19 protein-coding genes are annotated in these 25,462 nt (G+C 64.4%); 13 read left to right on the top strand and 6 right to left on the bottom strand.

Features of this window, described 5'->3' with window-relative positions; all coding sequences use genetic code 11:
- Window positions 1–47: 47 nt before the first annotated feature.
- A complete protein-coding gene (locus tag CSQ85_RS03135; protein WP_150382825.1) occupies window positions 48–1,790 on the bottom strand; it encodes an acetolactate synthase large subunit in 1,743 nt (580 codons plus the stop codon).
- A gap of 143 nt (window positions 1,791–1,933) precedes the next feature.
- On the opposite strand from CSQ85_RS03135, the gene CSQ85_RS03130 reads away from it, so the two are divergent.
- Window positions 1,934–3,715 carry a bifunctional metallophosphatase/5'-nucleotidase gene (locus CSQ85_RS03130; protein WP_150383023.1) on the top strand — a complete coding sequence of 594 codons (1,782 nt, stop codon included), beginning with the start codon at window positions 1,934–1,936 and terminating at the stop codon, window positions 3,713–3,715.
- Window positions 3,716–3,855: 140 nt separating this feature from the next.
- On the opposite strand, the gene CSQ85_RS03125 is transcribed toward CSQ85_RS03130, so the two are convergent.
- Window positions 3,856–5,274 (bottom strand): DUF349 domain-containing protein, encoded by a 1,419-nt coding sequence (locus CSQ85_RS03125; protein ID WP_150382824.1) that lies wholly within the window; start codon window positions 5,272–5,274, stop codon window positions 3,856–3,858.
- 100 nt (window positions 5,275–5,374) lie between these two features.
- Here CSQ85_RS03125 and hisS point away from each other — a divergent pair, with 100 nt between their 5' ends.
- Together hisS and aspS are read left to right on the top strand one after the other, a co-directional pair.
- Window positions 5,375–6,754 (top strand): histidine--tRNA ligase, encoded by a 1,380-nt coding sequence (gene hisS / locus CSQ85_RS03120; RefSeq protein WP_150382823.1) that lies wholly within the window; start codon window positions 5,375–5,377, stop codon window positions 6,752–6,754.
- An 89-nt stretch (window positions 6,755–6,843) separates the two neighbouring features.
- Window positions 6,844–8,643, top strand: a complete 1,800-nt coding sequence (gene aspS, locus CSQ85_RS03115) for an aspartate--tRNA ligase (RefSeq protein ID WP_150382822.1) — start codon at window positions 6,844–6,846, stop codon at window positions 8,641–8,643.
- A gap of 517 nt (window positions 8,644–9,160) precedes the next feature.
- Here the strand turns inward: aspS and CSQ85_RS03110 are convergent.
- Window positions 9,161–10,108, bottom strand: coding sequence for an endonuclease domain-containing protein (locus CSQ85_RS03110; protein WP_150382821.1), 948 nt, complete (start codon window positions 10,106–10,108; stop codon window positions 9,161–9,163).
- A gap of 470 nt (window positions 10,109–10,578) precedes the next feature.
- On the opposite strand from CSQ85_RS03110, the gene CSQ85_RS03105 reads away from it, so the two are divergent.
- The 8 genes from CSQ85_RS03105 (at window position 10,579) to CSQ85_RS03070 (ending at window position 19,115) form a co-directional block, all read left to right on the top strand.
- The gene (locus CSQ85_RS03105) at window positions 10,579–12,270 is read left to right on the top strand and encodes an ATP-binding cassette domain-containing protein (protein ID WP_150382820.1); all 1,692 of its coding nucleotides are present in this window, start codon (window positions 10,579–10,581) and stop codon (window positions 12,268–12,270) included.
- A gap of 361 nt (window positions 12,271–12,631) precedes the next feature.
- Window positions 12,632–13,186 (top strand): YbaK/EbsC family protein, encoded by a 555-nt coding sequence (locus CSQ85_RS03100; RefSeq protein ID WP_150382819.1) that lies wholly within the window; start codon window positions 12,632–12,634, stop codon window positions 13,184–13,186.
- Window positions 13,187–13,348: 162 nt separating this feature from the next.
- Complete coding sequence (locus CSQ85_RS03095; RefSeq protein ID WP_223846800.1) at window positions 13,349–14,149, top strand: amino acid ABC transporter ATP-binding protein; 801 nt, start codon at window positions 13,349–13,351, stop codon at window positions 14,147–14,149.
- Between the two features lie 49 nt (window positions 14,150–14,198).
- On the top strand, window positions 14,199–15,044 hold the full coding sequence (locus CSQ85_RS03090) for a glutamate ABC transporter substrate-binding protein (RefSeq protein WP_150382818.1): 846 nt from the start codon (window positions 14,199–14,201) through the stop codon (window positions 15,042–15,044).
- Window positions 15,045–15,047: 3 nt separating this feature from the next.
- The gene (locus tag CSQ85_RS03085) at window positions 15,048–15,725 is read left to right on the top strand and encodes an amino acid ABC transporter permease (protein ID WP_150382817.1); all 678 of its coding nucleotides are present in this window, start codon (window positions 15,048–15,050) and stop codon (window positions 15,723–15,725) included.
- 5 nt (window positions 15,726–15,730) lie between these two features.
- Window positions 15,731–16,984 carry an amino acid ABC transporter permease gene (locus tag CSQ85_RS03080; protein ID WP_150382816.1) on the top strand — a complete coding sequence of 418 codons (1,254 nt, stop codon included), beginning with the start codon at window positions 15,731–15,733 and terminating at the stop codon, window positions 16,982–16,984.
- 171 nt (window positions 16,985–17,155) lie between these two features.
- Window positions 17,156–18,661, top strand: a complete 1,506-nt coding sequence (locus CSQ85_RS03075) for a phosphatase PAP2 family protein (RefSeq protein WP_395956278.1) — start codon at window positions 17,156–17,158, stop codon at window positions 18,659–18,661.
- Window positions 18,662–18,776: 115 nt separating this feature from the next.
- Window positions 18,777–19,115 carry a hypothetical protein gene (locus tag CSQ85_RS03070; RefSeq protein WP_107042653.1) on the top strand — a complete coding sequence of 113 codons (339 nt, stop codon included), beginning with the start codon at window positions 18,777–18,779 and terminating at the stop codon, window positions 19,113–19,115.
- Window positions 19,116–19,119: 4 nt separating this feature from the next.
- Here the strand turns inward: CSQ85_RS03070 and CSQ85_RS03065 are convergent, their stop codons facing one another.
- Both CSQ85_RS03065 and CSQ85_RS03060 read right to left on the bottom strand, forming a co-directional pair.
- Window positions 19,120–20,160 carry a sensor histidine kinase gene (locus tag CSQ85_RS03065; protein ID WP_150382814.1) on the bottom strand — a complete coding sequence of 347 codons (1,041 nt, stop codon included), beginning with the start codon at window positions 20,158–20,160 and terminating at the stop codon, window positions 19,120–19,122.
- Between the two features lie 68 nt (window positions 20,161–20,228).
- Window positions 20,229–20,873 carry a response regulator transcription factor gene (locus CSQ85_RS03060; RefSeq protein WP_150382813.1) on the bottom strand — a complete coding sequence of 215 codons (645 nt, stop codon included), beginning with the start codon at window positions 20,871–20,873 and terminating at the stop codon, window positions 20,229–20,231.
- 185 nt (window positions 20,874–21,058) lie between these two features.
- Here CSQ85_RS03060 and CSQ85_RS03055 point away from each other — a divergent pair, with 185 nt between their 5' ends.
- Window positions 21,059–22,087 carry a PPK2 family polyphosphate kinase gene (locus tag CSQ85_RS03055; RefSeq protein WP_150382812.1) on the top strand — a complete coding sequence of 343 codons (1,029 nt, stop codon included), beginning with the start codon at window positions 21,059–21,061 and terminating at the stop codon, window positions 22,085–22,087.
- A 19-nt stretch (window positions 22,088–22,106) separates the two neighbouring features.
- On the opposite strand, the gene CSQ85_RS03050 is transcribed toward CSQ85_RS03055, so the two are convergent.
- The gene (locus CSQ85_RS03050; RefSeq protein ID WP_150382811.1) at window positions 22,107–22,406 is read right to left on the bottom strand and encodes a hypothetical protein; all 300 of its coding nucleotides are present in this window, start codon (window positions 22,404–22,406) and stop codon (window positions 22,107–22,109) included.
- Between the two features lie 457 nt (window positions 22,407–22,863).
- Between CSQ85_RS03050 and CSQ85_RS03045 the strand changes: the two genes are divergently transcribed.
- Window positions 22,864–25,452, top strand: coding sequence for a DEAD/DEAH box helicase (locus CSQ85_RS03045; RefSeq protein WP_150382810.1), 2,589 nt, complete (start codon window positions 22,864–22,866; stop codon window positions 25,450–25,452).
- The last annotated feature ends 10 nt before the right edge of the window (window positions 25,453–25,462 follow it).

Raw genomic sequence — 25,462 nt, 5'->3', positions numbered from 1 at the left:
ATCAGGGACCTCATGTCGTTTCGGAACCTTTCAGTCGACTCCGTCGCTCAGCCGCTGAAGTCGACCTCGCCGAGCTTGTCGATGAGCTTCATGTTCTCCGAGTAGTCGACCGGGCAGGCGATGATGTCGATGCCCGAGCCGGAGCGCAACGCCGAGCGCAGGGTGGGGTAGAGCTCGTCGGCGGACTCGATGAGATGCCCCTTCGCGCCGAAGCTCATGCCGAGCGCCACCACGTCCGGGTTGTTGAAGTCCACGTACTCGTGCGAGCCGTCGTGCAGGTCCATCTTCCACTTGATCAGGCCGTACGCCTCGTCCACCCACACGAGGATCACGATGCGGGCGCCCACACGCACCGCGGTCTCGATCTCCTGCACGTTCATCATGAACGAGCCGTCGCCCATCACCGCGAGCACCGGACGACCCGGATGCTCCAGCGAGGCGGACACCGCGCCCGGCAGCGTCCACGCCATCGTCGACAGGGAGTTGTCGATCACGCAGGTGTTCGAATAGTAGGTGGGGTAGAGACGGGCCATCCACATCTTCAGCGCGCCCGTGTCGACCAGCGCGATGTCGGTGTCCGTCTCCATCGCGCGGCGCGTGTCCGCGACGATGCGCTGCGGCTTCATCGGGAACGAGTCGTCGTCCAGATACGCGTCGTACTCGTCCGTGAGCAGCTCGTGGATCCTCGGATGCGACACACCGAACGAGACGCGTTCCAGCTTGAGCGCGCCGATCAGCGCCTCGAGCGTCGCGTCGATGTCGCCCATGATGTTCAGCGCCGTCGAATAGTGCGCGTCCGTGTCCTCGATGAACGTGTTGATGTGGATGATCGTCTTGTCGTCGTTCGGGTTGATCTTCCTCGGATCGAACTGCTGGATCGAGAAGCCGACCGCGATGATGAGGTCCGACTCGTCGAACGCGAAGTTCTCGTAGTCGTGCCGCATGAAGCCCACCACGCCGAGCGCCAGCGGGATGCGGTCCGAGATCACGCCCTTGCCCTCGAACGTCGTGGCGACCGGCACGTTGAGCTGCTCCGCCAGCTCCAGCAGCCGGTTCTCGGCGTGCCCGCGCGCCACGCCGTTGCCCGCGAGGATGATCGGGTGCCTCGCGGAGCGGATGATGTCGACCGCCTTGCGGATCGTGCCCGTCGTCGGCGCGAACTCCATGCGTTCGGGCAGCGGCAGCGGATGCGCGTCGACGGGCGCCGGCATCTCGGCCACATCCTCGGGCAGGATCAGGCAGGTCGCGCCCGGACGGTTGCGCTGGGCGATCGAGAACGCCTTGCGCACCATCTCCGGCACCGACGCCGGCTCCATCACCATCGACGTCCACTGGGTGAGCGGGCGGAACACGGAGACCAGATCGATGATCTGGTGCGACTCCTTGTACAGGCGCGTCACATTGCCCTGCGCGCAGATCGCGACCAGCGGCACGGTGCTCGCGTTCGCCTGCGCGACCGGCAGCGTCAGGTTCAGCGCGCCCGGGCCGAGCGTCGCCAGGCACACGCCCGGTTTGCCGGTCAGATGCCCCTGCGTGGCCGCCATGAAGCCGGCGCCCTGCTCGTGGCGCGTCAGGATGAAGCGGATGCGCCCGTCGCGCGCGATCGCCTCCATCAGCGGGATGTTCTCCTCGCCGGGGATGCCGTACATCGTCTCCACGCCCTCGTTGACGAGACATTCGACGAACAGGTCCGCGACCGTGCGGACATGCGGCTGTGGCGGCTTCGCCGCAGGTGTGTTCGGCGTGTCCTGTGCGCGTTGCCGGGACGTTGCGTTTGCTGTGTGACTCATGAGGTGGAATCTAAGCGGGCAATGTTACGTCCTCGTGTATCCCGCATACCCGCATACCGACGCGTAGGCGTAAGTTCATCTTCATGTCGATGACGGCACCGTGTGCGTTCAACCTGCGGGCATAGCGTGAAGGCGTGAGCAGGATGAAGTTGGGCCGGCGCACGATGGCCGGCAGGCGACCGGGGGTCGCCATCGCAGTCATGATCGCCATGGTCGTCGCCGCGTTCGCGGTGCCCAACGCCTCGGCGACGAACCCGGGTGCAGTGCCCTTCTCCGGCACCGGCGCGGACGACACGCGCACCGTCACCATCGCCGACATCACCGATTTCCACGGACACGTCGAACGCGGCGAGGACAACGCCTCCGCCTTCGCGCTCGCCGGCGCGCACAACCCCGGCAACATGGTGCCGGTCTCCGCGGGCGATCTCGTCGGCGGCAGCCCCTACGAGTCCGCGTTCGAGAAGGATCGCCCGACCCTTGAGATGGCCCGCGCGTGGGGGCTCGCCATCTCCGCGATGGGCAACCACGAGCTCGACCGCGGCGTCAAGGACTTCAACGACCGCATCGCGGACCCGGCCAACGGCATCGACTGGCTGTGCGCCAACGTGTCCGCCGCCAACAAGGCCGAGGGCGGCAGGCTGAGCCATGTGAAGGACTATGTGATCCGCAAGGTCAACGGCAAGCGGATCGCGTTCGTCGGCGCGCTGACCGACGCGCTCGGCGCTGTGGCGACGCCCCAGATCACCCGCGACGCCGATCTGGGCGAGGACGCCGTGCACGCGATCAACCGCGTCGCGGACCGGCTGAGCGACGGCGACGAGTCCAACGGCGAGGCCGACGCGGTCGTCGCGCTCCTGCACGCCGACGCGACCGCGGCCGAGTCGCGGGAGCCGGATCAGGCGATCGACCGCAACGTGGACGTCGTCTACACCGGGCACAGCCACGCGATCAAGCGCGGGCGCACGGCCGCCGGAGCCCCGGTGATCGAGGCCGGATCGTTCGGCAGGCAGATGGCCGTGCAGGATCTGGTCATCACAGGCTCGGGCCGGCACGCGAAGGTCGACGTGCGCGACGTGGACCTCGGCAACGGCATGACCGAAACCGGCAACGCGAAGGGCGTCTACGATCTGGCCGGCCTCGGCGGCCCGCGTGTCGGGCAGGCGGCGTGGCGGTCGGCCGGCGCCGACGACACCGCGCCCATCGTCAGGCGGACGGACGGCATCTACCGGGCCGCCGCCGCACGCGCCGACCGGGTCGGCGAACGCGTGGTCGGCACCGTCGCCAAGGGCGCGTACTTCGGCAAGGTGGCGTCGCGCGGCACCGAAAGCGCGCTGGGCATGCTGGTCGCCGACGCCGAACGCGACGCCGTGCGCCGCGCCTTCTACGCGGGCGACCGCATCCCCGTGGTCGGCTTCTCCAACGACGGCAGCCTGCGCACCGATAACCTCGATCTGAACGGCGACGGCAGGATCACCCTGCGCGAGGTCGACAGCATGATGGCGCTGCAGTTCAAGGTCGCCAAGCGCGTGCTCACCGGACGTCAGCTCAAGGCCGTGCTCGCCCAGCAGTGGCGAGGCAAGGCCGGCAGGCTCGTCGTCTCCCGCCTCGGCGTGTCGTCCAACGTCTCCTACCGGTACACGTCCGACGGCAAGGCGCCGCTCGTGCCGGGGGAGAGCGCCGAGGACGCCGGCGGCGTGTCGATCGTCGATCTCAAAGTCGACGGGCGGATCATCGACGACGACGATCCGGTGATCGTCGCCTCCAACTCCTTCCTGCTGCAGGGCGGGGACCGCTACACCGCCTTCCGCTCCGGCGCGGACTATCAGGAGCTCGACAAGGGCTACGGGCAGGCGCTCGTCGACTACCTCGGCCGGAACCCGAAGGTCGGGTTCGCCGCCCCCGTCACCGGCACCGTGCTGGTGTGACGCCATCGCGGTCCCCCTGGGTAGTCCAAAACCGATGGCGAATTTCCGGGGTCCTGTTCTCGGGGACGCTAAAAGGCCCTGACCATACGTGATGGTCAGGGCCTTTCGTCAGTGTCAACCGATCAGCCGATCGACGGCGATCACTTCACCGCGTTGAGCCACTGCTCCTTGGTGGCCTTCTCAGCCTCGAGCTTGGCCTTCTTCTTCGGGTCGGACTCGGCGGCGATCTTCTCGTCGAGCTCGGCCAGCTGCGCGTTGAGCTGCTCCTCGAAGCTGGACTTGCGGGCGTCGGCCTCCGGGTCGGACTGCTTCCAGGCGGCGTCCTCGACGGCCTTGATCTGCTTGTCGACGGCGTCCAGACGGCCCTCGATGCGGCGCATGTCGTCGCGCGGCACGTAGCCGATCTGATCCCACTCCTCCTGGATCTTGGCCAGCTCCTGACGGGCGTGCTTGGCGGCCTTCTCGTCGGCGACCGGGACCAGCGCCTCGGCCTTGACAAGCAGCTCCTCCTTGGCGGCGAGGTTCTGCTTCTCATCGGCGGAGATCTGGTCGCGGTCGGCCTGACGGGCGTTGAAGAACGCGTCGGCGGCCTCGCGGAACTGCGCCCACAGGGCGTCATCCTCGTTGCGGCCGGCGCGGCCCGCCTGCTTCCAGCGGTCCATCAGCTCGTTGAAGCGGTGGGAGGTCTCACCCCAGGCGGTCGAGTCCTTGAGCTCGTTCGCCTCCTTGATGATCTCCTCCTTGACGGTGCGGGCCTCCTTGCGCTCGTTGTCGCGGGCCTGCGCCCACTTGCGACGGCCCTGGTTGAAGGTGGTGCGGGCGGCGGAGAAACGCTTCCACAGCTCGTCGGCGTCCTTCTTGTCGATGCGCACGTTGTTGCGCTGATGCGCCTGCCACTCGTCGAACAGGGCGCGGAACTTGTCGGCGGTGGAACGCCAGTTCGTGTTGTCGCCCAGCGAGGCGGCCAGCGCCTCGGCCTTCTCGACGATCGCGGTGCGACCCTCGATGGCCTTGGCCATGGCGGCCTTGCGCGCCTCGGCGATTTCGGTCTTCTTCGCGGCGCCCGCGGCGGCGAGGGCCTCGAACTGCGCCTTCAGCGCGGCGATGTCGCCCACGACGGCAGGGGATTCGGTCTCCTCGCCGAGCATCTTGAGCGAGTCGTCGATCTCGCGCGGCTTGATGCTGCGCGACTTCAGACGGGCGTCGAGCGTGTCGAGTTTCGCTTTGAGGTCCAGATAGCGGCGGGCGTACAGCGCCAGCGCCTCCTCCTTGGAGACGTCCGGGAACTGGCCGACCTCGCGTTCGGTCTCGCCCTCCTTGACGAACACCTTGCCCTCGTCGTCCACGCGGCCGAACGCCTCGGCCTGCTTGATGTCGGACTCGGAGAACCCCGCGGGGGAGGGGGCGGCGACGTGTGCCGCCGGAGCCTTCTTCGCGAAGGCGGCCGGGGAGGGCGCATGCGGTTTCGGCATGGCGCTCGGCTTGGGAACCGCAGGCTTCACTGCCTGCTCGGTCGTCTCGGTGGTGTTCACGGGTTCGGTGGCGTTTTCGTCGGCCATGGCCAGCTCCTTACAGCTTGGAAGTATGTGCGGTGTGCGCCCCTGCGTTATGGAGAAATTCCACAACGTTGACGCAACCCTCACCTATTATATTGATTTCGTGGCTAAAGGCGCATCAATATCAGGATTTCCAGAGTGGCTCCCCTCTGAACGCGTTGTGGAGCAGCGTGTCATCGACACGCTCCGTGAAGTTTTCGAGCTCAACGGCTTCCTCGGCATCGAGACTCGTGCCGTCGAAACCGGTGCCTCGCTGTTGAAGAAGGGCGAGACCAGCAAGGAGATCTACCTGCTGTCCCGCCTGCAGGAGGTCGGGCACGAGTCCGACACCCCGATCGAGGATCGGCTCGGCCTGCACTTCGACCTGACCGTGCCGCTCAGCCGGTACGTGGTCGAGCACTCGGGCCAGCTGGCGTTCCCGTTCAAGCGGTGGCAGATCCAGAAGGTCTGGCGTGGCGAGCGCCCGCAGGAGGGCCGTTTCCGCGAGTTCGTCCAGGCCGATATCGACGTGATCGGCGCCGGCGAGCTGCCCGACCACTACGAGGTCGAGCTGCCGCTGGTCATGGTCTCCGCCCTGGAGCGCCTACGCGAGTTCGGCCTGCCCAAGGCGACCGTGCACGCGAACAACCGCAAGCTGTCCGAGGGCTTCTACCGCGGACTCGGCCTGACGGACATCGAGGGCGTGCTGCGCGAGATCGACAAGCTCGACAAGATCGGCGCCGACGAGGTGTCGCGTCTGCTTGTCGAGAACTGCGGCGCCGATGAGGCGCAGGCCGCCGCGTGCCTCGAGCTGGCGGGGCTCACCGCCGCCGACGGCGCCGAGCTCGCCTCCCGGTTCGACGTCCTGTGCGCGGCGCACGGCATCGCGACCGACTCCGAGGCGTACACGCTGGCCCGCGAGGGCCTCGACACGCTGGCGATGATCGTCGACGAGGCCGCCGCGATCCGCCCCGGCTCGGTGATCGCCGATCTGAAGATCGCCCGCGGACTCGACTACTACACCGGCTCGGTCTACGAGACGTTCCTCGATGGCGCCGCGTCGCTCGGCTCCATCTGCTCCGGCGGTCGTTATGACAACCTCGCCTCTCAGGGCAACCGCAAGTACCCGGGCGTCGGCCTGTCCATCGGACTGAGCCGACTCGTGAGCTACATGCTGCACACCGCGGGCGCGCACGCCAGCCGAGTCTCCCCGGCCAGCGTGCTGGTCGCCGTGTGGAACGAGGAGGACCGCGCCGGCTCCAACCGGATCGCCGCCGCCCTGCGCTCCCGCGGCATCGCCGCCGACGTGGCACCCACCGCCGCCAAGCTCGGCAAGCAGATCAAGTACGCCGACAAGCTTGGCATCCCCTACGTGTGGTTCCCTGGTCAGGAGGGCGAAGGTGACGAGGTCAAGAACATCGTCACCGGCGACCAGTCCCCGGCCGACGCCACGTCGTGGGAGCCGGATACTGTTAATGCCCGGCAAACCGTTGTCATTGGCTGATTTTCCGGGTGCCCGCGCGATGCGCGCGTGCGTGCTGCCGGAAGACCAACGTTGTGATCATTGGAAACTGCATCACTGAAAGAGGAAGCATGAGCCAGACGGCTTACAGAACACATCATGCCACCGAGGTCACCGAGGCCCTGGTCGGTCAGAAGGTCACCCTCGCCGGTTGGGTCGACCGTCGCCGCGACCACGGCGGCGTCGCCTTCATCGACCTGCGTGACTCCACCGGTCTCGTGCAGGTCGTCATCTACGACGAGGAGGTGGCCCGCCCGCTCAGGAGCGAGTTCGTCATCCGCGTCACCGGCGAGGTCCGCCTGCGCCCGGACGGCAACGAGAACACCCACCTCGCCACCGGCAAGATCGAGGTCGTGGCCGAGAACATCGAGATCCTCGCCAAGGCCGACGCGCTGCCGTTCCAGGTGTCCACCGCTCTCGAGAACGAGTCCGAGAACAAGCTGCCCGGCGAGGACGTGCGTCTGAAGTACCGCTACCTCGACCTGCGCCGCCCGTCCATGCAGCACAACCTGAAGCTGCGCTCCGACATGACCAAGGCCGCGCGCCACGCGCTTGAGGAGATGGACTTCACTGAGGTCGAGACCCCGACCTTCATCAAGTCCACCCCGGAGGGCGCCCGCGACTTCGTCGTGCCGGCCCGCCTCGTGCCCGGCTCCTGGTACGCCCTGCCGCAGTCCCCGCAGCTGCTGAAGCAGCTGCTCATGGTCTCCGGCGTCGAGCGCTACTACCAGCTGGCCCGCTGCTACCGTGACGAGGACTTCCGCGCCGACCGCCAGCCCGAGTTCACCCAGCTGGACATGGAGATGGCGTTCGTCGATCAGGAGGACGTCATGGCCATGGCCGAGAAGGTCATCGCCGCGATCTGGAAGTCCGCCGGCTACGAGGTCACCCTGCCGCTGCCGCGCATCACCTGGCAGGACGCGATGGACAAGTACGGCTCCGACAAGCCGGACCTGCGCTTCGGCAACCCGCTCGTCGAGCTCACCGACTACTTCAAGAACACGCCGTTCCGCGTGTTCCAGGCCCCGTACGTGGGCGCGGTCCTGTTCAAGGGCGGCGCTTCCACGCCGCGTCGCCAGTTCGACGCATGGCAGGAGTGGGCCAAGCAGCGCGGCGCCAAGGGACTGGCGTACGTGTCCTTCGCCGAGGACGGCGAGCTCAAGGGCCCCGTCGCCAAGAACCTGTCCGATGAGGAACGCAACGGCCTCAAGGAGGCCGTCGGCGCCGAGAACGGCGACGCCGTGTTCTTCGCCGCCGGATCGCGCGAATCCTCCCAGCTGCTGCTGGGCGCCGTGCGCGTCGAGCTCGCCCGTCGCGAGGGCCTGCTCGACCCGAAGAAGTTCGCGTTCACCTGGGTCGTCGACTTCCCGCTGTTCAAGCCGACCGACGATCCGGACGACGACGACGTGGCGGTCGGCCACTCCAAGTGGACCTCCATGCACCACCCGTTCACGATGCCGAGCAAGGACTGGATCGACACGTTCGACAAGGATCCCGAGCACGCCATGTCCGACTCCTACGACATCGTCTGCAACGGCGAGGAGATGGGCGGCGGCTCCGTGCGTATCCACCGCGACGACATCCAGGACCGCGTCTTGAACGTCCTCGGCATCGGCTCCGAGGAGGCCAAGGAGAAGTTCGGCTTCCTGCTCGACGCCTTCAAGTACGGTGCGCCGCCGCACGCGGGCATCGCCCTCGGCTGGGATCGCACCGTGTCGATCCTCGCCGGCGCCGACTCGATCCGCGACGTCATCGCCTTCCCGAAGGCCGGTGGCGGCCGTGACCCGCTGACCGGCGCCCCGGCCCCGATCTCGGCCGAGCAGCGCGCCGAGACCGGCGTCGACTACGACCCGGACGAGGATCAGGACTGATCGTTTCACTGAGATCTAGGATCTTGGTGCATCATTAAGTGCTGAAAGGTGAGGCCACGCCATAGTGCGTGACCTCACCTTTTTCGTATTTCGGCCTCCTGCGCCCCCTTGTTCCCGTTTCCCCTTGTGCTTGCTTGTGTTCCCTGCGTCCCTTTGCCCCTTGCGTTCCTGTTACATCTGCATCCCTTGCGTTCCTCTTACGCCCCTCTGTTTCCTCTTGCATCCCTCTGTTTCCTCACTCAATATCCCAGCTCCTTCCGATACCTCCCTCAGTGTCCGTTCCTATGCTGCCCATCGCGCCTGTAGCCCATACATGACGCGGTGACTGTCCCATGAAGTAGTGACTTTCCCATGGAGCGGTGACAGGAAACGGCTATTTTCCGCGGTTTCTCAAAATCGCCTCACCTCTTCATGGGCAAATCACCGCGCCATGGAGAGCGAGACCGCGCGATGGATACATCACGCTTTGTGATTGCCGGGTGTGCATGGGCGGATGCATGGACGGGGCGACATGCCATCACCTCCTGCGTGCGTTTTCCCGCGCCTGCATCCTCGCATATTCGCCCTTGCGTGCGTGTATGGCGAGTTTCGGATCGGCAAGTGACCGATACACGAGTTGCGGTCTTCCCGGCAACGGCGTTTTCAAGGCGTCGGCGACCTGCTGCGCGAAATCACGTTGAGCCGTGTCGGTCATCAGATCATCGGCGAACACCTCGATGACGGTCCATCCCATCTGACGCAGACGCCGGCGCTTCTGCTGGTCCCGCACATACTGGGCGCGGAACCGGCGATGATGGTCACCGTCGTATTCGATGGCGACCTTACCCCGCGGATACGCCATGTCGACCGTATATCGCGCGCTGTTGCTCGGATCGATGATGACATGCAGGATGGTCGGCGCGGACAGACCGAACCGAAGCAGTGCGAGTCGTGCGCGCGTCTCCTGCACCGAATCCGACGACTGGGCGATGCGAAGCGCCGCCTCACACCGTTGGCGTCCCACGATTCTATGGAAAGCAGTCAATCGATTGGCGAAGGCGTCGATCGGATATCGGCCTCGTCTGATGATCGCCTCGAGCAGTACGATCAGCTCGTCGACGTTCAGGTACTGCGCGAACTGTATCCACACGTCGATGGGATGCATGCAGGACACCCCGTTGGGGAACGTAAGCACCTTGAACGGCTGATTCCATATGTGGAACGAGACGTCCGGGAATGTGGAGCGTTGGTTGCCGCTTCTGACGGTGACGTAGAAGCTGCTGTTCGGCAGGGTGCTGTATCTCGGCCTTTCGATCCTGCACAGCTCGAGCGCGGTATGCAATGAGAACCAGACCTTCCTGTCGGTGCGGAAACGGGACATGATCTCCCAGCATTGCGCGAGTTTGGCCGTCGCCTGCGCTTCGAGTCCGTTGCGTACGTAGTCACGCACCTCGCCGTTCTGCGGTACCGCGTTGTAACCGTTCATATGGAGCAGGGTAATCGTCCGGGACGGATGCGTCGAATGACCGAAGCGATAATGTGGATAAACCGGCGGAGAGGTGAATTTCCCGTGGTTCATATGGTCCTCCCTGATTCCGGATGACCCATGTATCGGAGACGTCTGGGTGGCAAGCATTATGTTCGCGCTGAGGCTGTCCGCTGTTTCCCTTAGATTGAGCCTGTCGGTAAGCGGGACCCTCCCATATGCCACGAGGATCCGAAGTGAAAGGAACCAGCCCAAGTTGCGTCTGTGAGGGATGACGGTAGTGTAGCGGAGCCGCGCGCGTTGAAGCGTGCCGCCGTGCGTCATCCATCGGCCTCGCGTTCTTGCCTGATCATGGTCCACCCACGATCCGTGGATTTCAAGGTCGCACTCGCCGATCCCACAGGTTCCATACCGTCATCGCCCGTCACCTACGACATAAGCGGCACGCCCGAGCAGACAAGGCGTGACTTATGCAACGACCATCGATCATCACCCTCAACGACATCACGTTCACGTATCCGGACGCGCCGGAACCGCTGTTCGACGGCGTCGGCGCGTCGTTCCCGATCGGCTGGAGCGCGGTGCTCGGCGACAACGGCATCGGCAAGTCGACGCTGATGGCGATCATACGTGGGGTCGTCCGCCCCAATAGGGGCACCATCACCCCTGATCCCGGACGTCTCGTCATCGGGTACTGTCCGCAGGATGTCGCCGTGCCGCCGCCCGATCTCGAGACGTTCGCCGCCGACTGGTCGCCCGAATCGATCGCGATACGCGACGATCTCGATCTGGCCGACGACTGGCCGTACCGGTACGACACGCTGTCCGGCGGCGAGCGCAGGCGCGTGCAGATCGCATGCGCGCTGGCGTTGCGGCCCGACGTGCTGATCCTCGACGAGCCGACCAATCACGTCGATGCCGCGACACGGGAGCGCATCGTCTCGGCGATGCGCCGGTATCGCGGCGTCGGCATCGTCGTCTCGCACGACGCCGAGCTCATCGACCGCACCTGCGGGCGGTGCGTCGTCTTCGCACGTCGGCACGTCGGCTCGCGCAACGTGACCGTCGTCGACACGTATCAGGGCGGGTACGGTGAGGTTTCGGCGCGTATCGACGAGGAACGCGAGTCCGATGCCGTGCGGTTGGACGCGGCGCGGCGCGAGACCGCCCGACTGGAGGCGGTCAGGGCGCAACGGTTCGCCAAGGTGCAGCGGGTCGAGGCGGCCAAACGCGACGGCGGACGGCGCGCCGATCCGAAGGACAGCGACGCGCGCAACAGACGCCAGCTGGCGAAGATGACTGGACTCGACCGCGGCGTGACCCGCGCCTACGGGCAGCTCGACGGACGGCTCGCGGCCGCGCGCCGGCACGAGGTGGGGCTTGCGGTCGCGGCGAAACGCTACGACGGCGACATCTGGATGGACATCGAGCCGAGCCGCCGCCGCGAGCTCATCCGGCTGGAGGCGGGCGTGATCCGGTTCGGACGGACGGGTGTCGTCCATGGCGAGGACGGCTATCTCGGTGGCATCGCAGGAAGGTCGGACGCGAGGAACCCTTCTGCGGGTACGGGGCCTGACGGGATATGCCGGGCGACATGGGACGCCGGACGCATCCGCATATCGCCGCCTGACATTGACATGGCCGTCGATGGCGCCGTTCGCGGGTCGAAGGGGCTGGCGATCCCGTTGATCTCGATCGGCCCGCGCGACCATATCGCCATAACCGGCCCGAACGGGACGGGCAAGTCGACGTTGCTGCGGGCGATGCTCGCCGATGCGACCGTGCGATCCGGCGACATACCTCGACTGGTCATCGCGCAGAACACGACCGACGCCGATGCGGAGCGAGCCATGACGCGCCTTGCGTCGCTGCTTCCCTCCGATCGCTCCCGGGTGCTCGGCGCATACGCGCGGCTCAACGCCGACCCGGACCGGCTGCTGGCCGGCGGATCCCCGTCACCCGGTGAGCTGCGCAAGCTGCTGCTGTGTCTGGCGCTGCCGGAACGTCCGCGGCTGATCGTCATGGACGAGCCGACGAACCACCTCGACATGGCGTCGAAGGAGGCGTTGGCGCGATTGCTGCGCGGGTATCCGGGCGCGCTGGTCCTCGTGTCCCATGACGAACGGTTCCTCGGGGAGGCGGGTTGCGTGGTGCCCCGATGATGCCGCCGCTTGCGGTTCCCGGAGCCTCCATCGCGCCCTTACGGTGTCCATCGCGCGGTGACTTGCCCATGGAGTAGTGACTTGCCCATGGAGCGGTGACGGAAAACGGCTTTATTCCGCGGTTTCTCGAAATCGCCTCACCGCTCCATGGGCAAATCACCGCTCGATGGGGTGCAAGACCGCTCGATGGATTGGGAATGGGCGGAGGATGGGGCGGTAATGGGGTGAGTGATGGGTGAGCAGGTGGGACACGGAGTCGGCGCGGGAACCGGCTATAGGCAATCCCTATAGGGGAGGCGGCGAGCCAAGGGGAGTCGCCGTTATGCTTGGGCGCAACATCATGAGCGTATGGAGGGGAAACATGGCGTTGGAGATTCTGGATTGGCATGACGGGTCCTTGCTCGCCAAGCCCGTGTTCGACAAGTTGAACGAGCTGGTCGCGTCGGGCGTGCCGGAGAGCAAGATCCTCGGGGTGACGATCAACTCGGATGAGGAGTCGGACACCGACCTGTGGTGCCCGAAGTACGGTATCCCGTTCGGCATCACCGGCAACGTGGTGGTCGTGCACACGCACAAGACCCGCAAGGCGCCGCCCGAGTTCGCCGCCGCGTTCGTCACGGCCGACACGCGCGCCGACCTGAACGGCGTGGTCAAGCACACGCTCGAGGTGTCGAAGGTGAGCTTCGCACCGATCGAGGCGGCGGTTCAGGCCACCGGCATGGAATCGGGCGGCATGTCGCCGATCGGATTGCCGGAAGGATGGCCGTTGCTGGTCGACCAGCACATCCTGTCGATCCCGAAGCTGTATCTGGGTTCCGGCATCCGCCCGTCGAAGCTCGTGGTCGACGGGTCGATCTTCGCCGAGATCCCCGGCGTCACGTTCGTGCCGGCGCTCGGCAGGCCGCGGCCGGCATGATGACGATGGCCGACGCGGCCGAAGTTCCGGGCGAGTAGGGGGATGTGAGCGGTCACACCCCCGTCTTCCCCCGATCGGCGTCCGCCGATGGTCTCACATAGTGAACGGATGGGGTGGGGGAGGTATTCCGGCGGTAACACAGTGCGGTTATACTGCCCGACTATGTCAGAAACGCAAGAAGAAGCAACGCGCCCCGTGGCGCCTCTCGTGCCGGGCAACGACACCGGCCGACCCCTCGTCGAGCTCACCCACGTCGAAAAGCACTTCGGCGACCTGCACGTCCTGAGGGACATCAACCTCACCGTCAACAAGGGCGAGGTGCTCGTCGTCGTCGGACCGTCCGGCTCCGGCAAGTCCACCATGTGCCGTACCATCAACCGCCTCGAGACCATCGATTCGGGCGACATCCGCATCGACGGCAAGGCCCTGCCGCAGGAGGGCCGCGAGCTCGCGAGCCTGAGGGCCGAGGTCGGCATGGTGTTCCAGTCGTTCAACCTGTTCGCCAACAAGACGATCCTCGACAACGTCACGCTCGCCCCCATCAAGGTCCGTCACATGGACAAGAAGGAGGCCGAGAAGCTCGCGATGGACCTGCTGGCCCGCGTCGGCGTCGACAGCCAGGCGAACAAGATGCCGTCCCAGCTCTCCGGCGGCCAGCAGCAGCGCGTCGCCATCGCCCGCGCCCTCGCCATGCGCCCGAAGGTCATGCTCTTCGACGAGCCGACCTCCGCGCTCGACCCCGAGATGGTCAACGAGGTGCTCGACGTCATGGTCGAGCTCGCCCACGAGGGCATGACGATGATCTGCGTCACCCACGAGATGGGCTTCGCGCGCAAGGCCGCCGACCGCATCGTGTTCATGGCCAACGGCCAGATCCTCGAGGAGAACACGCCCGACGAGTTCTTCGACCATCCGAAGACCGAACGCGCCAAGGACTTCCTGTCGAAGATCCTCACCCACTGACCGATTGGCACTGACCGATAAGGACCGATTGGGGGAGAGGAGAGACACGATGACATTCACATTCAACACGCATATGAAACGGACGGCGCGTCGCGTGGTCGCCGCCGTCGCCGCGCTCGCCTGCACGCTGTCCCTGGCCGCGTGCGGCGAAAGCGAGGATGGCAAGATCCGCATCGGCATCAAGTTCGACCAGCCGGGCCTGGGCTTCAAGAAGTCCGGCACGTACGTCGGCTTCGACGTGGACGTCGCCAAGTACATCGCCAAGAAGCTCGGCTACTCCGAGGACGAGATCGTCTGGAAGGAGGCCCCGTCCAAGCAGCGCGAGGCGATGCTCCAGAACGGCGACGTCGACATGATCCTCGCCACGTACTCGATCACCGACGAGCGCAAGAAGGCCGTCTCCTTCGCCGGCCCGTACTTCGTCGCCGGACAGGACCTGCTGGTGCGCAAGGACGACCATTCGATCAACGGCCCGGAGGACCTGAACGGCAAGCGCCTGTGCTCGGTGACCGGTTCGACATCCGCCGCCACCGTCAAGGAGAAGTTCGCCTCCGAGGTGCAGCTCATGGAACAGCCCGGCTACGCCGAATGCGCGACCGCCCTGTTCTCCGGCATCGTCGACGCCGTGACCACCGACGACATCATCCTCGCCGGCCTCGCATCCGCCTCGCGCGGCAAGCTCAGGGTCGTGGGCAAGCCGTTCACGCAGGAGTACTACGGCGTCGGCATCAAGAAGGGCGACGCCAAGTTCGCCGCGCAGATCAACAACGCGATCGTCGACATGATCCAGGACGGCTCGTGGAAGCGCGCCGTCGCGGACAACACCAAGGGCACCTCGTACACGCCGGATGTGCGCTACAACCCGCCGACGCCGAACGAAGGGGAGGAGGAGTAGACGATGGACGGATTCCTCGAACTGTTCAGCCAGTATGACGTGCTCGGCGCGTTCCTCGTCAACATCGAGCTGACCCTGTGGTCGGCCCTGTTCTCGACCGTGCTCGGCGTCATCCTCGTGATGATGCGCATCTCGCCGATCTCCTCCCTGCGCGCCGTGGCCGGCGCCTATGTGGAGCTGTTCAAGAACCTGCCGCTGACGATCATCATGGTGTTCATGGTGCTCGGCGCCTACGCGCAGCTGAAGCTCACGTTCTCCGACACGTTCGCGACGAACTTCTTCTGGCTGGCCGTCACCGGCCTGAGCCTGTACACGGCGGCGTTCGTGTGCGAGTCGCTGCGAAGCGGCATCAACACGGTCCCGCTCGGCCAGGCCGAGGCGGCGCGTGCGCTGGGACTGGGCTTCATGCAGTCGGCCACTGAGATTATCCTGCCGCAGGCGTTCCGCGGTTCGGTCGCGCCGCTCGGCAACACGCTGATCGCGCTGCTCAAGAACTCGACCGTCGCGGCCGCCGCGTCCGTCTCCACCGAGACGTCGTCGCTGATGAGCCAGATGATCGAGTTCCGTCCGGACGTCATCATCCAGATCTTCCTGATCTTCGCGTTCGGCTACGTGATCCTGATCATCCCGATCGGCATGCTCACCACGTACCTGTCCAACAAGCTCGCGGTCAGGAGGTGACCGACATGGCCGATACTTCGAATTCCGTCCTCTTCGACGCGCCCGGTCCCAAGGGCCGTCGTCGCATCCGCGTCATCAACTGGGTGGCGGCCGCCGTCTTCGCCGTCATCGTCGTCCTGATCCTCATGCGTCTGCACAACCCGCCGGATGGTGAGAACCAGCTGAGTTGGGAGCTGTGGAAGCCCGCCGTCGACCAGGAGGCGTGGACCGACTTCTACCTGCCGGGCCTGCTGATGACGCTCGAGGCGACCGTCGTCGCCGTGATCGGCGCCGTGCTGTTCGGCCTCGTCTTCGGCGTCGGCCGACTGCTGCCGAACGTGGTGCTGCGCGGCGTGTCCGGCGTGATCGTCGAGTTCTGCCGCGCCGTGCCGGTGCTGCTGCTCATGATCTTCTTCTGGCGTTGGTTCGCGTTCGCCGGACTGCCGAGCCCGTCCTACTGGGCGGTCGTGATCGCGCTGATCCTGTACAACGGCTCGGTCGTCGCCGAGCTGGTGCGCTCCGGCGTCGGCAACCTGCCGAACGGCCAGCGCGAGGCGTCCCTCGCGTTGGGCCTGACCGAGACGCAGTCGCTGCTGTCGATCGAGGTGCCGCAGGCCGTCTACGCGATGCTGCCCGCCGCCGTCACCCAGCTGGTCGTGGTCCTGAAGGACACCGCGCTGGGATCGATCATCATGTACACCGACCTGCTGCAGGAGTCGCGCCGACTCGGCTCGATGTACTTCAACATCCTCCAGACGCTGGTCATGGCCTCGGTGATATACTTCATTGCCTGCTGGCTGCTGTCGCGCCTCGCCGAATGGTTGCCCGAGCGCATGCAGGAGCGCACGGCTGCGCCCGCCGAGCCGGAGCCGGTCGCGCCGATCGCGATCATGGACCCGTCCAACGTCAACCAGATCGCCGTGGCCAAGGAGGTCGACGAGCTGCCGCTCGGCGGCGCGCCGCGCAAGTACCATGTGCACCACCGCGGCACCAACGCCTCGATCCGCAACTGGCGACGCACCCGCTACGAGCAGGGCTACGACGAGACGCATCCCGAAAGCCAGGTGGACCCGGAGACCGGCGTGCCGTTCCGCGAGGAGCAGGCGCGCAAGGCCAAGGATGCCAAGGATGCCAGGGATGCCAAGTCCGAACGCGACGGGCACGGTCACGAGCAGCACGACCAGTACGGCCACGGCGAGAAGCACGATCACGCCGTGTTCAAGCCGCACGGCGACATCGGCAAGGGGCATCCCGATCTGGGAGGTCGGCCGAAGATCTGAGGCCGGTTCGGCGGCTGCCGCGATGAACCTGCGGTGACGCTCGGACGCCGCTAACCCGGCACGAAGAGTTCACCCAGAGTTCCATCGGGACTCGTGCTACGTAGCGAAACGGCGGATAGGTTAGGGAACGTGAAGTTCCCCAGCCTATCCGCCGTTGCCGTATCCTCCCGCGTGATCGCCGCGCTGTGCATCGTCCTGACGATCACACCGCTCACGCTCGCCTCCCTCGCCGTGCCGTTGCCCGCCGCGCACGCTGACCAGCTGCCCAACCCCGACTGGGTCGCGTTGCTGTCCGACTACGAGAAGGACTACTGGCAGGCCCCGAAGGACAAGGCGAACGGCGGCAAGGTGCTCGACGTTGCCACGATGAAACGCGACGAGGACCTCGCCGTTGAGATCAACCATCTCGGCGCCGAGAACGCCGACGAGAACGGGCTCACCCCGCAGCGCAAACGCGCCCTCATCGACTCCGACCTGTACCCGCGCGAGACGATGCCCGACGCGCTCGGGCCGGTCCTCGGTCGATACATGAGCGAAGGCATCAACCAGCACAAGCTGGGGCTGGTCGTCAACCTGTTCAAGTTCAACGTCGCCTCCACCTACCAGTCGAAACGCGCCGCCATGCACCCCAGACCCTACCTCGACCGCTCCGTGAGCACCTACGACGGCACCAACGACCTCGCAGGGCTCCCCGCGACCCTCGACATCAAGGAATCGCCCTCGTGGCTCGAGCACATCCCCGGCTACTCGAACCTGCAGAAGAACAGCTCCTACCCGTCCGGGCACACCACCTCCGCCTACTCGTGGGGCGTGGCGCTCGCCGGCATGATCCCCGAGCTCGCGCCGCAGATCATGGCGCGCACCTCCGAGGCGGGCAACAACCGCATCGTGCTCGGCGTCCACTACCCGCTCGACATCATGGGCGGGCGCATCGGCGGATCGGCGCAGAACGGCCAGTACTGGCACAACGACTTCTCCGACGCCGTCGTGCCGGCCGCGAACCAGCTGCGCGGATATCTGACCGAACGTTGCAAGGCGGATGGACATGGTTCCACTCTGGCCGAATGCATCGCGAACCTCAAGGCCACCTCGACCGGGGGATACACGAACGACTTCCTCGACCCAGTGGCCACCGAGCCGGTCAAGGATCAGGCGTCCGCCGTACGCGTCTACACGGCGCGCATGACCTACGGCTTCCCGCAGGACAAGAGCGAGGCCGGCAAGGCGTTCACCGCCCCGCGCGGGGCCGCCGACGTGCTGCGACTCGCATACCCCGAACTGCATGCCGACCAGAGGAACGCGATCCTGAAGGCCACGGCGCTCGACTCGGGATACCCCCTGTGGCAGTCGAGCGACGGCTGGCAGCGCATCAACTGGGCCAAGGCCCTGTGCGCCCGCGTCACGCTCGACGAGAACGGCGACGTCGTCAAGGTCGAAACCGCCGAGTCCGCGTCGGGTGCGATCGATGGACCGAGCGTCATTAACGCGCAGTACGCCGACAGGGGAGGCCACCCCGCATCCGACGCGGCCGCCGGCGAGAACGCGCTCAAGCCGTCCGGCCCGGGCCTTGCGCTCGCCGACGTGCGTCGCCGCGCCCTGATCGCCGTAGCGATCGGCACCGTCGCCGCCGTCATCGCCGGATATGCGATGAACCTGCGCGGCCGGCGCGAGGGATGATGATGGAATGCTGTCCTTCCCAGAAGGACAGCATTCTTGGTGGCTGCGGATGCGTGCCGTATCATCGCCGATATCGGGAGTGACGGTGCTTCCGCCTCCGATGAAAGGAGTCGACATGGACAGGCGAGATGGTATGCGGACGGCTGACGGTGAAGAGGAACCGATCAAGGTCATAAGGTCTCATTACCGCGAGGAGGAAGAGGATTCGATTCGCAATCCGATGCTGCGTTTCGTGCTGAAGGTCTGTTTCCTGATAGTGGGTGTGGCAGTGTTTCTCGTCGCGTTGCTCGCCAAGCAGTGGGTGAACGGGATAATGGGTCTGCCGTACGGGTTCGGCTCCAACCTTGTGATGCTGGTGGGAGTCATCCTCACCGGTGTGGCGTTCTCGATCCGTCCCAGGTCATTCGCTGAAGCATATGGCTTGTTGCGCAAGAGATGCGTCGGTGAGTTATGAAATTTTAGCAGCAAGGTATGGTTGCTGCTAAATGCCACTCATTGGAGTTGTCTTTTATTCCGTATTTCAAAGAGCCTCCGAGCTCTGTTATCGCATATTGCAATTGTCTCAAGCCAAATTTGCCTGATAGATTTCCGATATCTTTTTTTAGAGTATTGTTTACTGTTATTCTTACTGATTTCGTATTGTGTAGAATTGAAATGACGTATCCATGATCGTGTTCTGCGTACTTCCCTATATTGATGTATATCTCTTGAAGTAGCTGATATAATATTGATGCTCTTTCTCTGTCCATTGTGACATTATTTGTTTGCAATATTGTTATGCCTTTAATTCCTAATGAATGTAGCATCATTTCCTGTTTTTTGCATATCGTATTTATTTGTATGCTGACTATATCTAGTGTTGGTGTGCTGATCTCGCTATTACCTATTGATGTCTGTGTATTCTCCAATAGATGAATAACGTTATGTACTTTCTTAAGTGTTGATTCCAGTTCGTTGGTAATGGTCGTTGTTGTTTGTGTTTGTGTTTGTAGCTGAAGAATTGCTGTAGTTATTCCGTTTGCGATCTCATTGTGTATTTTTGCTGCTATATAATTATTTTCTTGTTCTTGCTGTCTATGTATTCGATTTTCTATTATTTCTGTGTGCCAATGGATTACTAAACCTAGTAATATGGCTGATATGTATAATGAAAGAAAATTGAAGAGAGTCGACCATGGAAGCGTTTTGCTTGTTGAAATATAAATTGTTAACGTTATTGTATTGATTATACAGAGTAGTATACCTTGAGTAATATAATAGTATGACAATATTGCTAATGCGCAGAGTGTGGCAAGTAGTCCTGAATTCAGGACCGGTTGAGGTGATAGCATGCCGGCTGACCAAATGATTCCAGTGGACCATGCACCTGTTTTATGCCATCTTGACATTATCAGTGTAGTGATTATTTGTGCAGTGCCCCAAGCTAGCATTAATGAATCTAGCCATCCATTGATGCCGTAGAAGATCATTTCGGTTGCACAGAAGATGGCGGTGGCCAAGGATATGGATACCATCCAATGGCGCGATAGTAATTTGATAAGATGCAAGAATTGTTGCTGCAATCGGCTTAGCATGTCATTCCCGTTGTCAGTAGGCGGACGTACTTTGCGACGGCCTGTGCGCGGGTTGCGGCGCCCAGTTTGGCGCAGGCGCATTTCTCGTAGGTGGCTACGGTGCCTTTGCTCACGAACAACTGTCGCATGATGTCGTCGGTGGTGAAGCCGTCGGCGTACATGGCGATCACCGTACATTCGCGTTCGGAAAGCTCGCTCTTCGATGAGACATTTCGCAGGAGGGCGTTGCGTGCCTCGACGCAGTTCAAGAAGCCCGAATCGGATTGTGCGGTGTCTCCCGTTGCCGCCGCTCGGACCCCTGTACGGATGCCGGCCACATCCGTTTTGAGATAGAGCCCCTGTGCACCGGCTCTGACCGCCTGTTCGAGATAACGTTTCGGCGGATACGCGGTGATCATGACGATGCCCGGCGTGGCTTTGCGCTGACGGATCTGATGGCAAAGCTCCATGCCGTTCATGTCGTCCATCTGCACGTCGGAAACAAGCACCTGCGGTGTTGCCGATTCAAACAGGCAACGGCGAAGGGCCGCCGAGGCGGAGGTGGTTCCCCATTGGGCATCCATGCCGGACTCCCTGAGCAGTTTCGAGAGCACGGACACCGCATACGGGTCGTTATCCACGATACCGACAGTGATCATCTCATCCTTGCATAATGTCACGCGTGATCATTTTCGTTCACGATCAATCGTATCACTGTGGGTGGGTCGTGTATGTACCTGATGATCACATTGGTCATGCATGGTGCACGAAGCAACGATGCGAATATCGTCGCCCTACGTGTGTGCTTGCGCGCGACCCTGTTCTCTGGGCGTAGAATCGGGGCATGGGCAAGGATGACAAGGATAACAGGGGAGTCAAGGCCGACAAGACTGCCAAACGGCGCATCGACCGGGTGATGGATCTCGCCGAGGAGCGCATCGGGCTGATCGAGGAGAGCGCGACCGTCGCCGAACGGCTCGCCAACGCGGCGAAATCGAGCGAATTGCTGAGCGCTGTATGGTCGATGCCGCCGGCGCAGCGGCTCATGTTCCATCCCGGCGTCGATCTCGCCGAGACGGCCGACGCGCAGTCCGGTGCGACCCCCGGTTTCGACGGCGACAGGTACGACGCCGAACGGTTCATTTCGCTGAGTTCGTCGGAGATCGCCCGCTACCAGCGGCTGCTGTACGCCAACGGCGTCAAGGGGTCGAACCGGCGGCTGCTCATCGTGCTGCAGGGCATGGACGCCTCCGGCAAGGGCGGGATCGTGCGTCACGTCTTCCGTCAGGGCGACCCGATGGGCATCCACTACCATGGTTTCGGCAAACCCACCGATGAGGAGGCGAGCCACGGGTTCCTGTGGAGGGTCGAGCGCGAACTGCCCGATCCGGGGTGGATCGGCGTGTTCGACCGATCCCACTACGAGGACATCGTCATGCCGCATGTGTACGGCACGCTTCCCGAGGACGTGTGGCGGGCCCGCTACGACCTCGTCAACGAGTTCGAGCGCAGCCTCGTCGCCGACGGATGCGCGGTCGTCAAGATCTTCCTCGTCGTCGGGCGTGAGGAGCAGCGCCGCCACTTCCTCGGGCGGCTCGACGACCCGACCAAACGCTGGAAGTTCGACGCCTCCGACCTTGACGCCCGTGACCGCTGGGACGACTACATGGCCGCATGGCAGGAGGTGTTCGAGAGGACCAGCACGACGGCCGCGCCGTGGTATCTGGTGCCGGCCGACAACCGCTGGTACTCGCGTGCCGTCGTCTCCGAGCTGTTGCGCACCACCCTCAAGAACATGAACATGACCTGGCCCCCGCTCGCGTCCAACGTCGACCCGGTCGAGGCGAGGCGCAGGCTCGCGGCCGATGATTGACGATATGCTATTGCGGCTGTCATGCGGCCATGCGACGCAGTTTCTCCCTGAGTCCGAGATCCAGCAGCTCGCGCAGCATCGTGGCGCGACTCACGTTGTCGTGGTTCGCCAGCTGCTCGGCCTCGTGAAGCGTGTCGGCGGTGACGCGGAGTGTCACTGTGCCCATGGGTTCGGCATAGGTGCGCGGTCTGCCGAAACGCCGGCGGGTGATGACCTTCCCGGGGGTGCCGTGGTAGACGCCTTGTTCGGCGTCATCGGCCCACTGATCGAGCATCGCTTCCGTGACGACAGTGCCGTCCGCCGTGGTGATTTGGTTCATGATGTCATCTCCGTCCTTTCGGGTCGTAGCCGATGGCCATGGTCTGTGGTGGATCGGTGCCCAGCCGTGTCATGTACTTCCATGCGTGGGCCCATGCCGAACGCAGGTCGTCAGCACTGAACTGGGGGTGCCGTGCGGTGACTCGGTCCAGGATCGTGATGTCATACGGGCGGCGCGTTCCAATGCCCGCGCCCTTTTCGTGCACATAAGTCTACCTATTTCGTGCACGAAATTCAAGATCCGGGTGTGTGCGATCGATCGTCGTGGAATCATCATGCCTCCTTACCGTGTCCGTCAGACGCCGTTGCGAACGTCCATGGTCAGCATGGGGAGGTGACGGATTGCTTGTCCAGTGGTGCGAGGGATGTGGACGAAGCACCTATGTACGCGACCGTGCGCGAAACCCGTCGGAGTCGGACATGTCGACGGACGCCAATGGGCACTAGACTGGGAAACCATGACTGACGAGAAGGACAACGCATACGGGTCGCTGGGGCGGCTCGCCCCCGCGTGGGACGGCAGCGAACGGGAACGCAACCTGACCGACGACGACATCTACGAGCGATTCTTCGGCTGGGTGGCTGACGTCAAGGGCATCGAGCCGTGGCCGCACCAGGAGGAGGCCATTCTGGACCTCCTCGCCGGCGACCATGTGATCCTCAACACGCCCACCGGCTCCGGCAAGTCATTGGTCGCCCTCGGCATGCACTTCGCCGCCCTGTGCACCGGCCGGCGCTCCTACTACACGGCCCCCATCAAGGCGCTCGTCTCGGAGAAGTTCTTCGACCTCGTCGAGGTGTTCGGCCGCGACAACGTCGGCATGGTCACCGGCGACAGCCACATCAACGCCGACGCGCCGATCATCTGCTGCACCGCGGAGATCCTCGCCAACCAGGCGCTGCGCGAGGGCGAGCACGCCGACGTCGGGCTCGTCGCGATGGACGAGTTCCACTACTACGGCGACCCGGAGCGCGGCTGGGCGTGGCAGGTGCCGCTGCTGACCCTGCCGCAGACCCAGTTCCTCCTCATGAGCGCCACGCTCGGCAACGTCGACGCGATCGCCGACAAGCTCGCCGACCTCAACGACACGCCCGACGTGGACGTGATCGCCGATGCGCCCCGCCCGGTGCCGCTGAGCTACGAGTACACGCTCGACCCGCTCGAGAAGACCGTCGAACTCGCGTTCAGGAACGGCGAGACCCCGATCTACGTCGTCCACTTCTCGCAGGACGCGGCCCTCGACACCGCGCAGGCGCTCGCCTCCACCGGCGTCTCCTCGAAGGAGCAGCGCGCCGCCATCGCCGAGGCCATCAGGGGAGTCAAGTTCACCACCGCGTTCGGCAAGATCCTCCAGCGCCTGCTGCGCACCGGCGTCGGCATCCACCACGCCGGCATGCTGCCGCGCTACCGCAGGCTCGTCGAACAGCTCGCCCAGCAGGGCCTGCTGCCGGTCATCTGCGGCACCGACACGCTCGGCGTCGGCATCAACGTGCCGATCCACTCGGTGGTCCTGACGGCCCTGACCAAGTTCGACGGCACCAAGATGCGCCGTCTCAAGGCCCGCGAGTTCCACCAGATCGCCGGGCGCGCCGGGCGCATGGGCTTCGACACCGAGGGCCTCGTCGTCGCGGAGGCGCCCGAATACGAGATCGAGAACCAGAAGGCCGTCGCCAAGGCCGGGGGAGACCCGAAGAAGCTCAAGAAGGTCAAGCGCAAGAAGGCCCCCGAGGGCTTTGTCACGTGGAACCAGAACACGTTCGACAAGCTCATCGACATGGAGCCCGAAACCCTCGTCCCGCACCTGAAGATCACCCATTCGATGGTGCTCAACGAGGTCGAGCAGGGCGGCGACGCGCGCGAGCGCATCGACGATCTCATCGACGACTCCGCGCAGACCCCCGAGCAGAAGGAGCACCTGCACCAGCGGGCCGACGAGATCTTCCAGACCCTGTTCGACACCGACGTGATCGAGATCCTCAAGACCCGCGACGGCGGCGACGACTACGTGATGACCCTCGACATGCCCGACGACTTCGCGCTCGACCAGCCGCTCAGCCCGTTCCTGCTCGCCGCGCTGGAACTGCTCGACCCCGAGTCCGACACATACGCACTCGATGTGATCTCGATGGTCGAGGCAACGCTCGACGACCCCAAGCAGGTGCTGCGCGCCCAGGAGCGCGCCGCCCGAGACAAGGCCATGGCCGACATGAAGGCCGATGGCCTCGACTACGACGAGCGTATGGACCGCCTGCAGGAGATCACCTACCCCAAGCCCCTGGAGGACATGCTCCAGGCCGCGTTCGACCAGTACCGCCACGACGTGCCGTGGGCCAACGACTATTGGCTAAGCCCCAAGTCGGTCGTGCGCGACATGGTCGAGACCGCCTCCGATTTCACCGGCTACATCGCCCGCTATAACATCGCCCGCTCGGAGGGTACGCTCCTGCGCTACCTGTCCGACGCGTACCGCGCGCTCGCCCGCACCGTGCCGCCGGAGAAGCGCGATGAGCAGCTCAAGGACATCATCGCGTGGCTGCGCGTGCTCGTGCGCTCGATCGACTCGAGCCTTGTCGACGAATGGGAGAACGCCGGCGGCGACTCGCTCGACGCCTCCGAGGCGGCCGTCTCGCTGGCCGCGCCCGGCGCGAGGGACGCCGTGGTCGAGGACCGCCGCGGCCTCACCGTGCTCGTGCGCAACGCCCTGTTCCGCCGCGTCACGCTCATGGACCTCGACGATCCTGACACGCTCGGCGCGCTCGACAAGGACTGGGGCTACGGCGTGCACGAATGGGAGGACGCGCTCGACGACTACTACGACGAGCACGAGTACGTCAACACCGACGCCAAGGCCCGCTCCGGCGAGCTGTTCATCCTCGACGAACGCCACGAGAGGGACGAGCACACGTGGAAGGTGCGCCAGATCATCGACGACTCCGACGGCGACCACGACTGGGCCATCACCGGCGTCGTCGACCTCGACGCGACGCAGGATTCCGGCGAGGTCGTTTTCGTCGACTACCGCGTCGGCACGATCGACGGCGAGTGATCGCGGGCGC

The organism is Bifidobacterium rousetti (assembly GCF_008698235.1).
In the GTDB taxonomy this organism is placed as follows: Bacteria; Actinomycetota; Actinomycetes; order Actinomycetales; family Bifidobacteriaceae; genus Bifidobacterium; species Bifidobacterium rousetti.
This window is presented reverse-complemented; position numbering and strand designations above follow the sequence as displayed.

Bases quoted from the DNA above. Each gene is read 5' to 3' on its own strand.
- CSQ85_RS03135 (WP_150382825.1), bottom strand. From the start codon at position 1,790: ATGAGTCACACAGCAAACGCAACGTCCCGGCAACGCGCACAGGACACG.
- CSQ85_RS03130 (WP_150383023.1), top strand. From the start codon at position 1,934: ATGAAGTTGGGCCGGCGCACGATGGCCGGCAGGCGACCGGGGGTCGCC.
- CSQ85_RS03125 (WP_150382824.1), bottom strand. From the start codon at position 5,274: ATGGCCGACGAAAACGCCACCGAACCCGTGAACACCACCGAGACGACC.
- aspS (WP_150382822.1), top strand. From the start codon at position 6,844: ATGAGCCAGACGGCTTACAGAACACATCATGCCACCGAGGTCACCGAG.
- CSQ85_RS03110 (WP_150382821.1), bottom strand. From the start codon at position 10,108: ATGAACGGTTACAACGCGGTACCGCAGAACGGCGAGGTGCGTGACTAC.
- CSQ85_RS03105 (WP_150382820.1), top strand. From the start codon at position 10,579: ATGCAACGACCATCGATCATCACCCTCAACGACATCACGTTCACGTAT.
- CSQ85_RS03100 (WP_150382819.1), top strand. From the start codon at position 12,632: ATGGCGTTGGAGATTCTGGATTGGCATGACGGGTCCTTGCTCGCCAAG.
- CSQ85_RS03095 (WP_223846800.1), top strand. From the start codon at position 13,349: ATGTCAGAAACGCAAGAAGAAGCAACGCGCCCCGTGGCGCCTCTCGTG.
- CSQ85_RS03090 (WP_150382818.1), top strand. From the start codon at position 14,199: ATGACATTCACATTCAACACGCATATGAAACGGACGGCGCGTCGCGTG.
- CSQ85_RS03085 (WP_150382817.1), top strand. From the start codon at position 15,048: ATGGACGGATTCCTCGAACTGTTCAGCCAGTATGACGTGCTCGGCGCG.
- CSQ85_RS03080 (WP_150382816.1), top strand. From the start codon at position 15,731: ATGGCCGATACTTCGAATTCCGTCCTCTTCGACGCGCCCGGTCCCAAG.
- CSQ85_RS03070 (WP_107042653.1), top strand. From the start codon at position 18,777: ATGGACAGGCGAGATGGTATGCGGACGGCTGACGGTGAAGAGGAACCG.
- CSQ85_RS03060 (WP_150382813.1), bottom strand. From the start codon at position 20,873: ATGATCACTGTCGGTATCGTGGATAACGACCCGTATGCGGTGTCCGTG.
- CSQ85_RS03055 (WP_150382812.1), top strand. From the start codon at position 21,059: ATGGGCAAGGATGACAAGGATAACAGGGGAGTCAAGGCCGACAAGACT.
- CSQ85_RS03050 (WP_150382811.1), bottom strand. From the start codon at position 22,406: ATGAACCAAATCACCACGGCGGACGGCACTGTCGTCACGGAAGCGATG.
- CSQ85_RS03045 (WP_150382810.1), top strand. From the start codon at position 22,864: ATGACTGACGAGAAGGACAACGCATACGGGTCGCTGGGGCGGCTCGCC.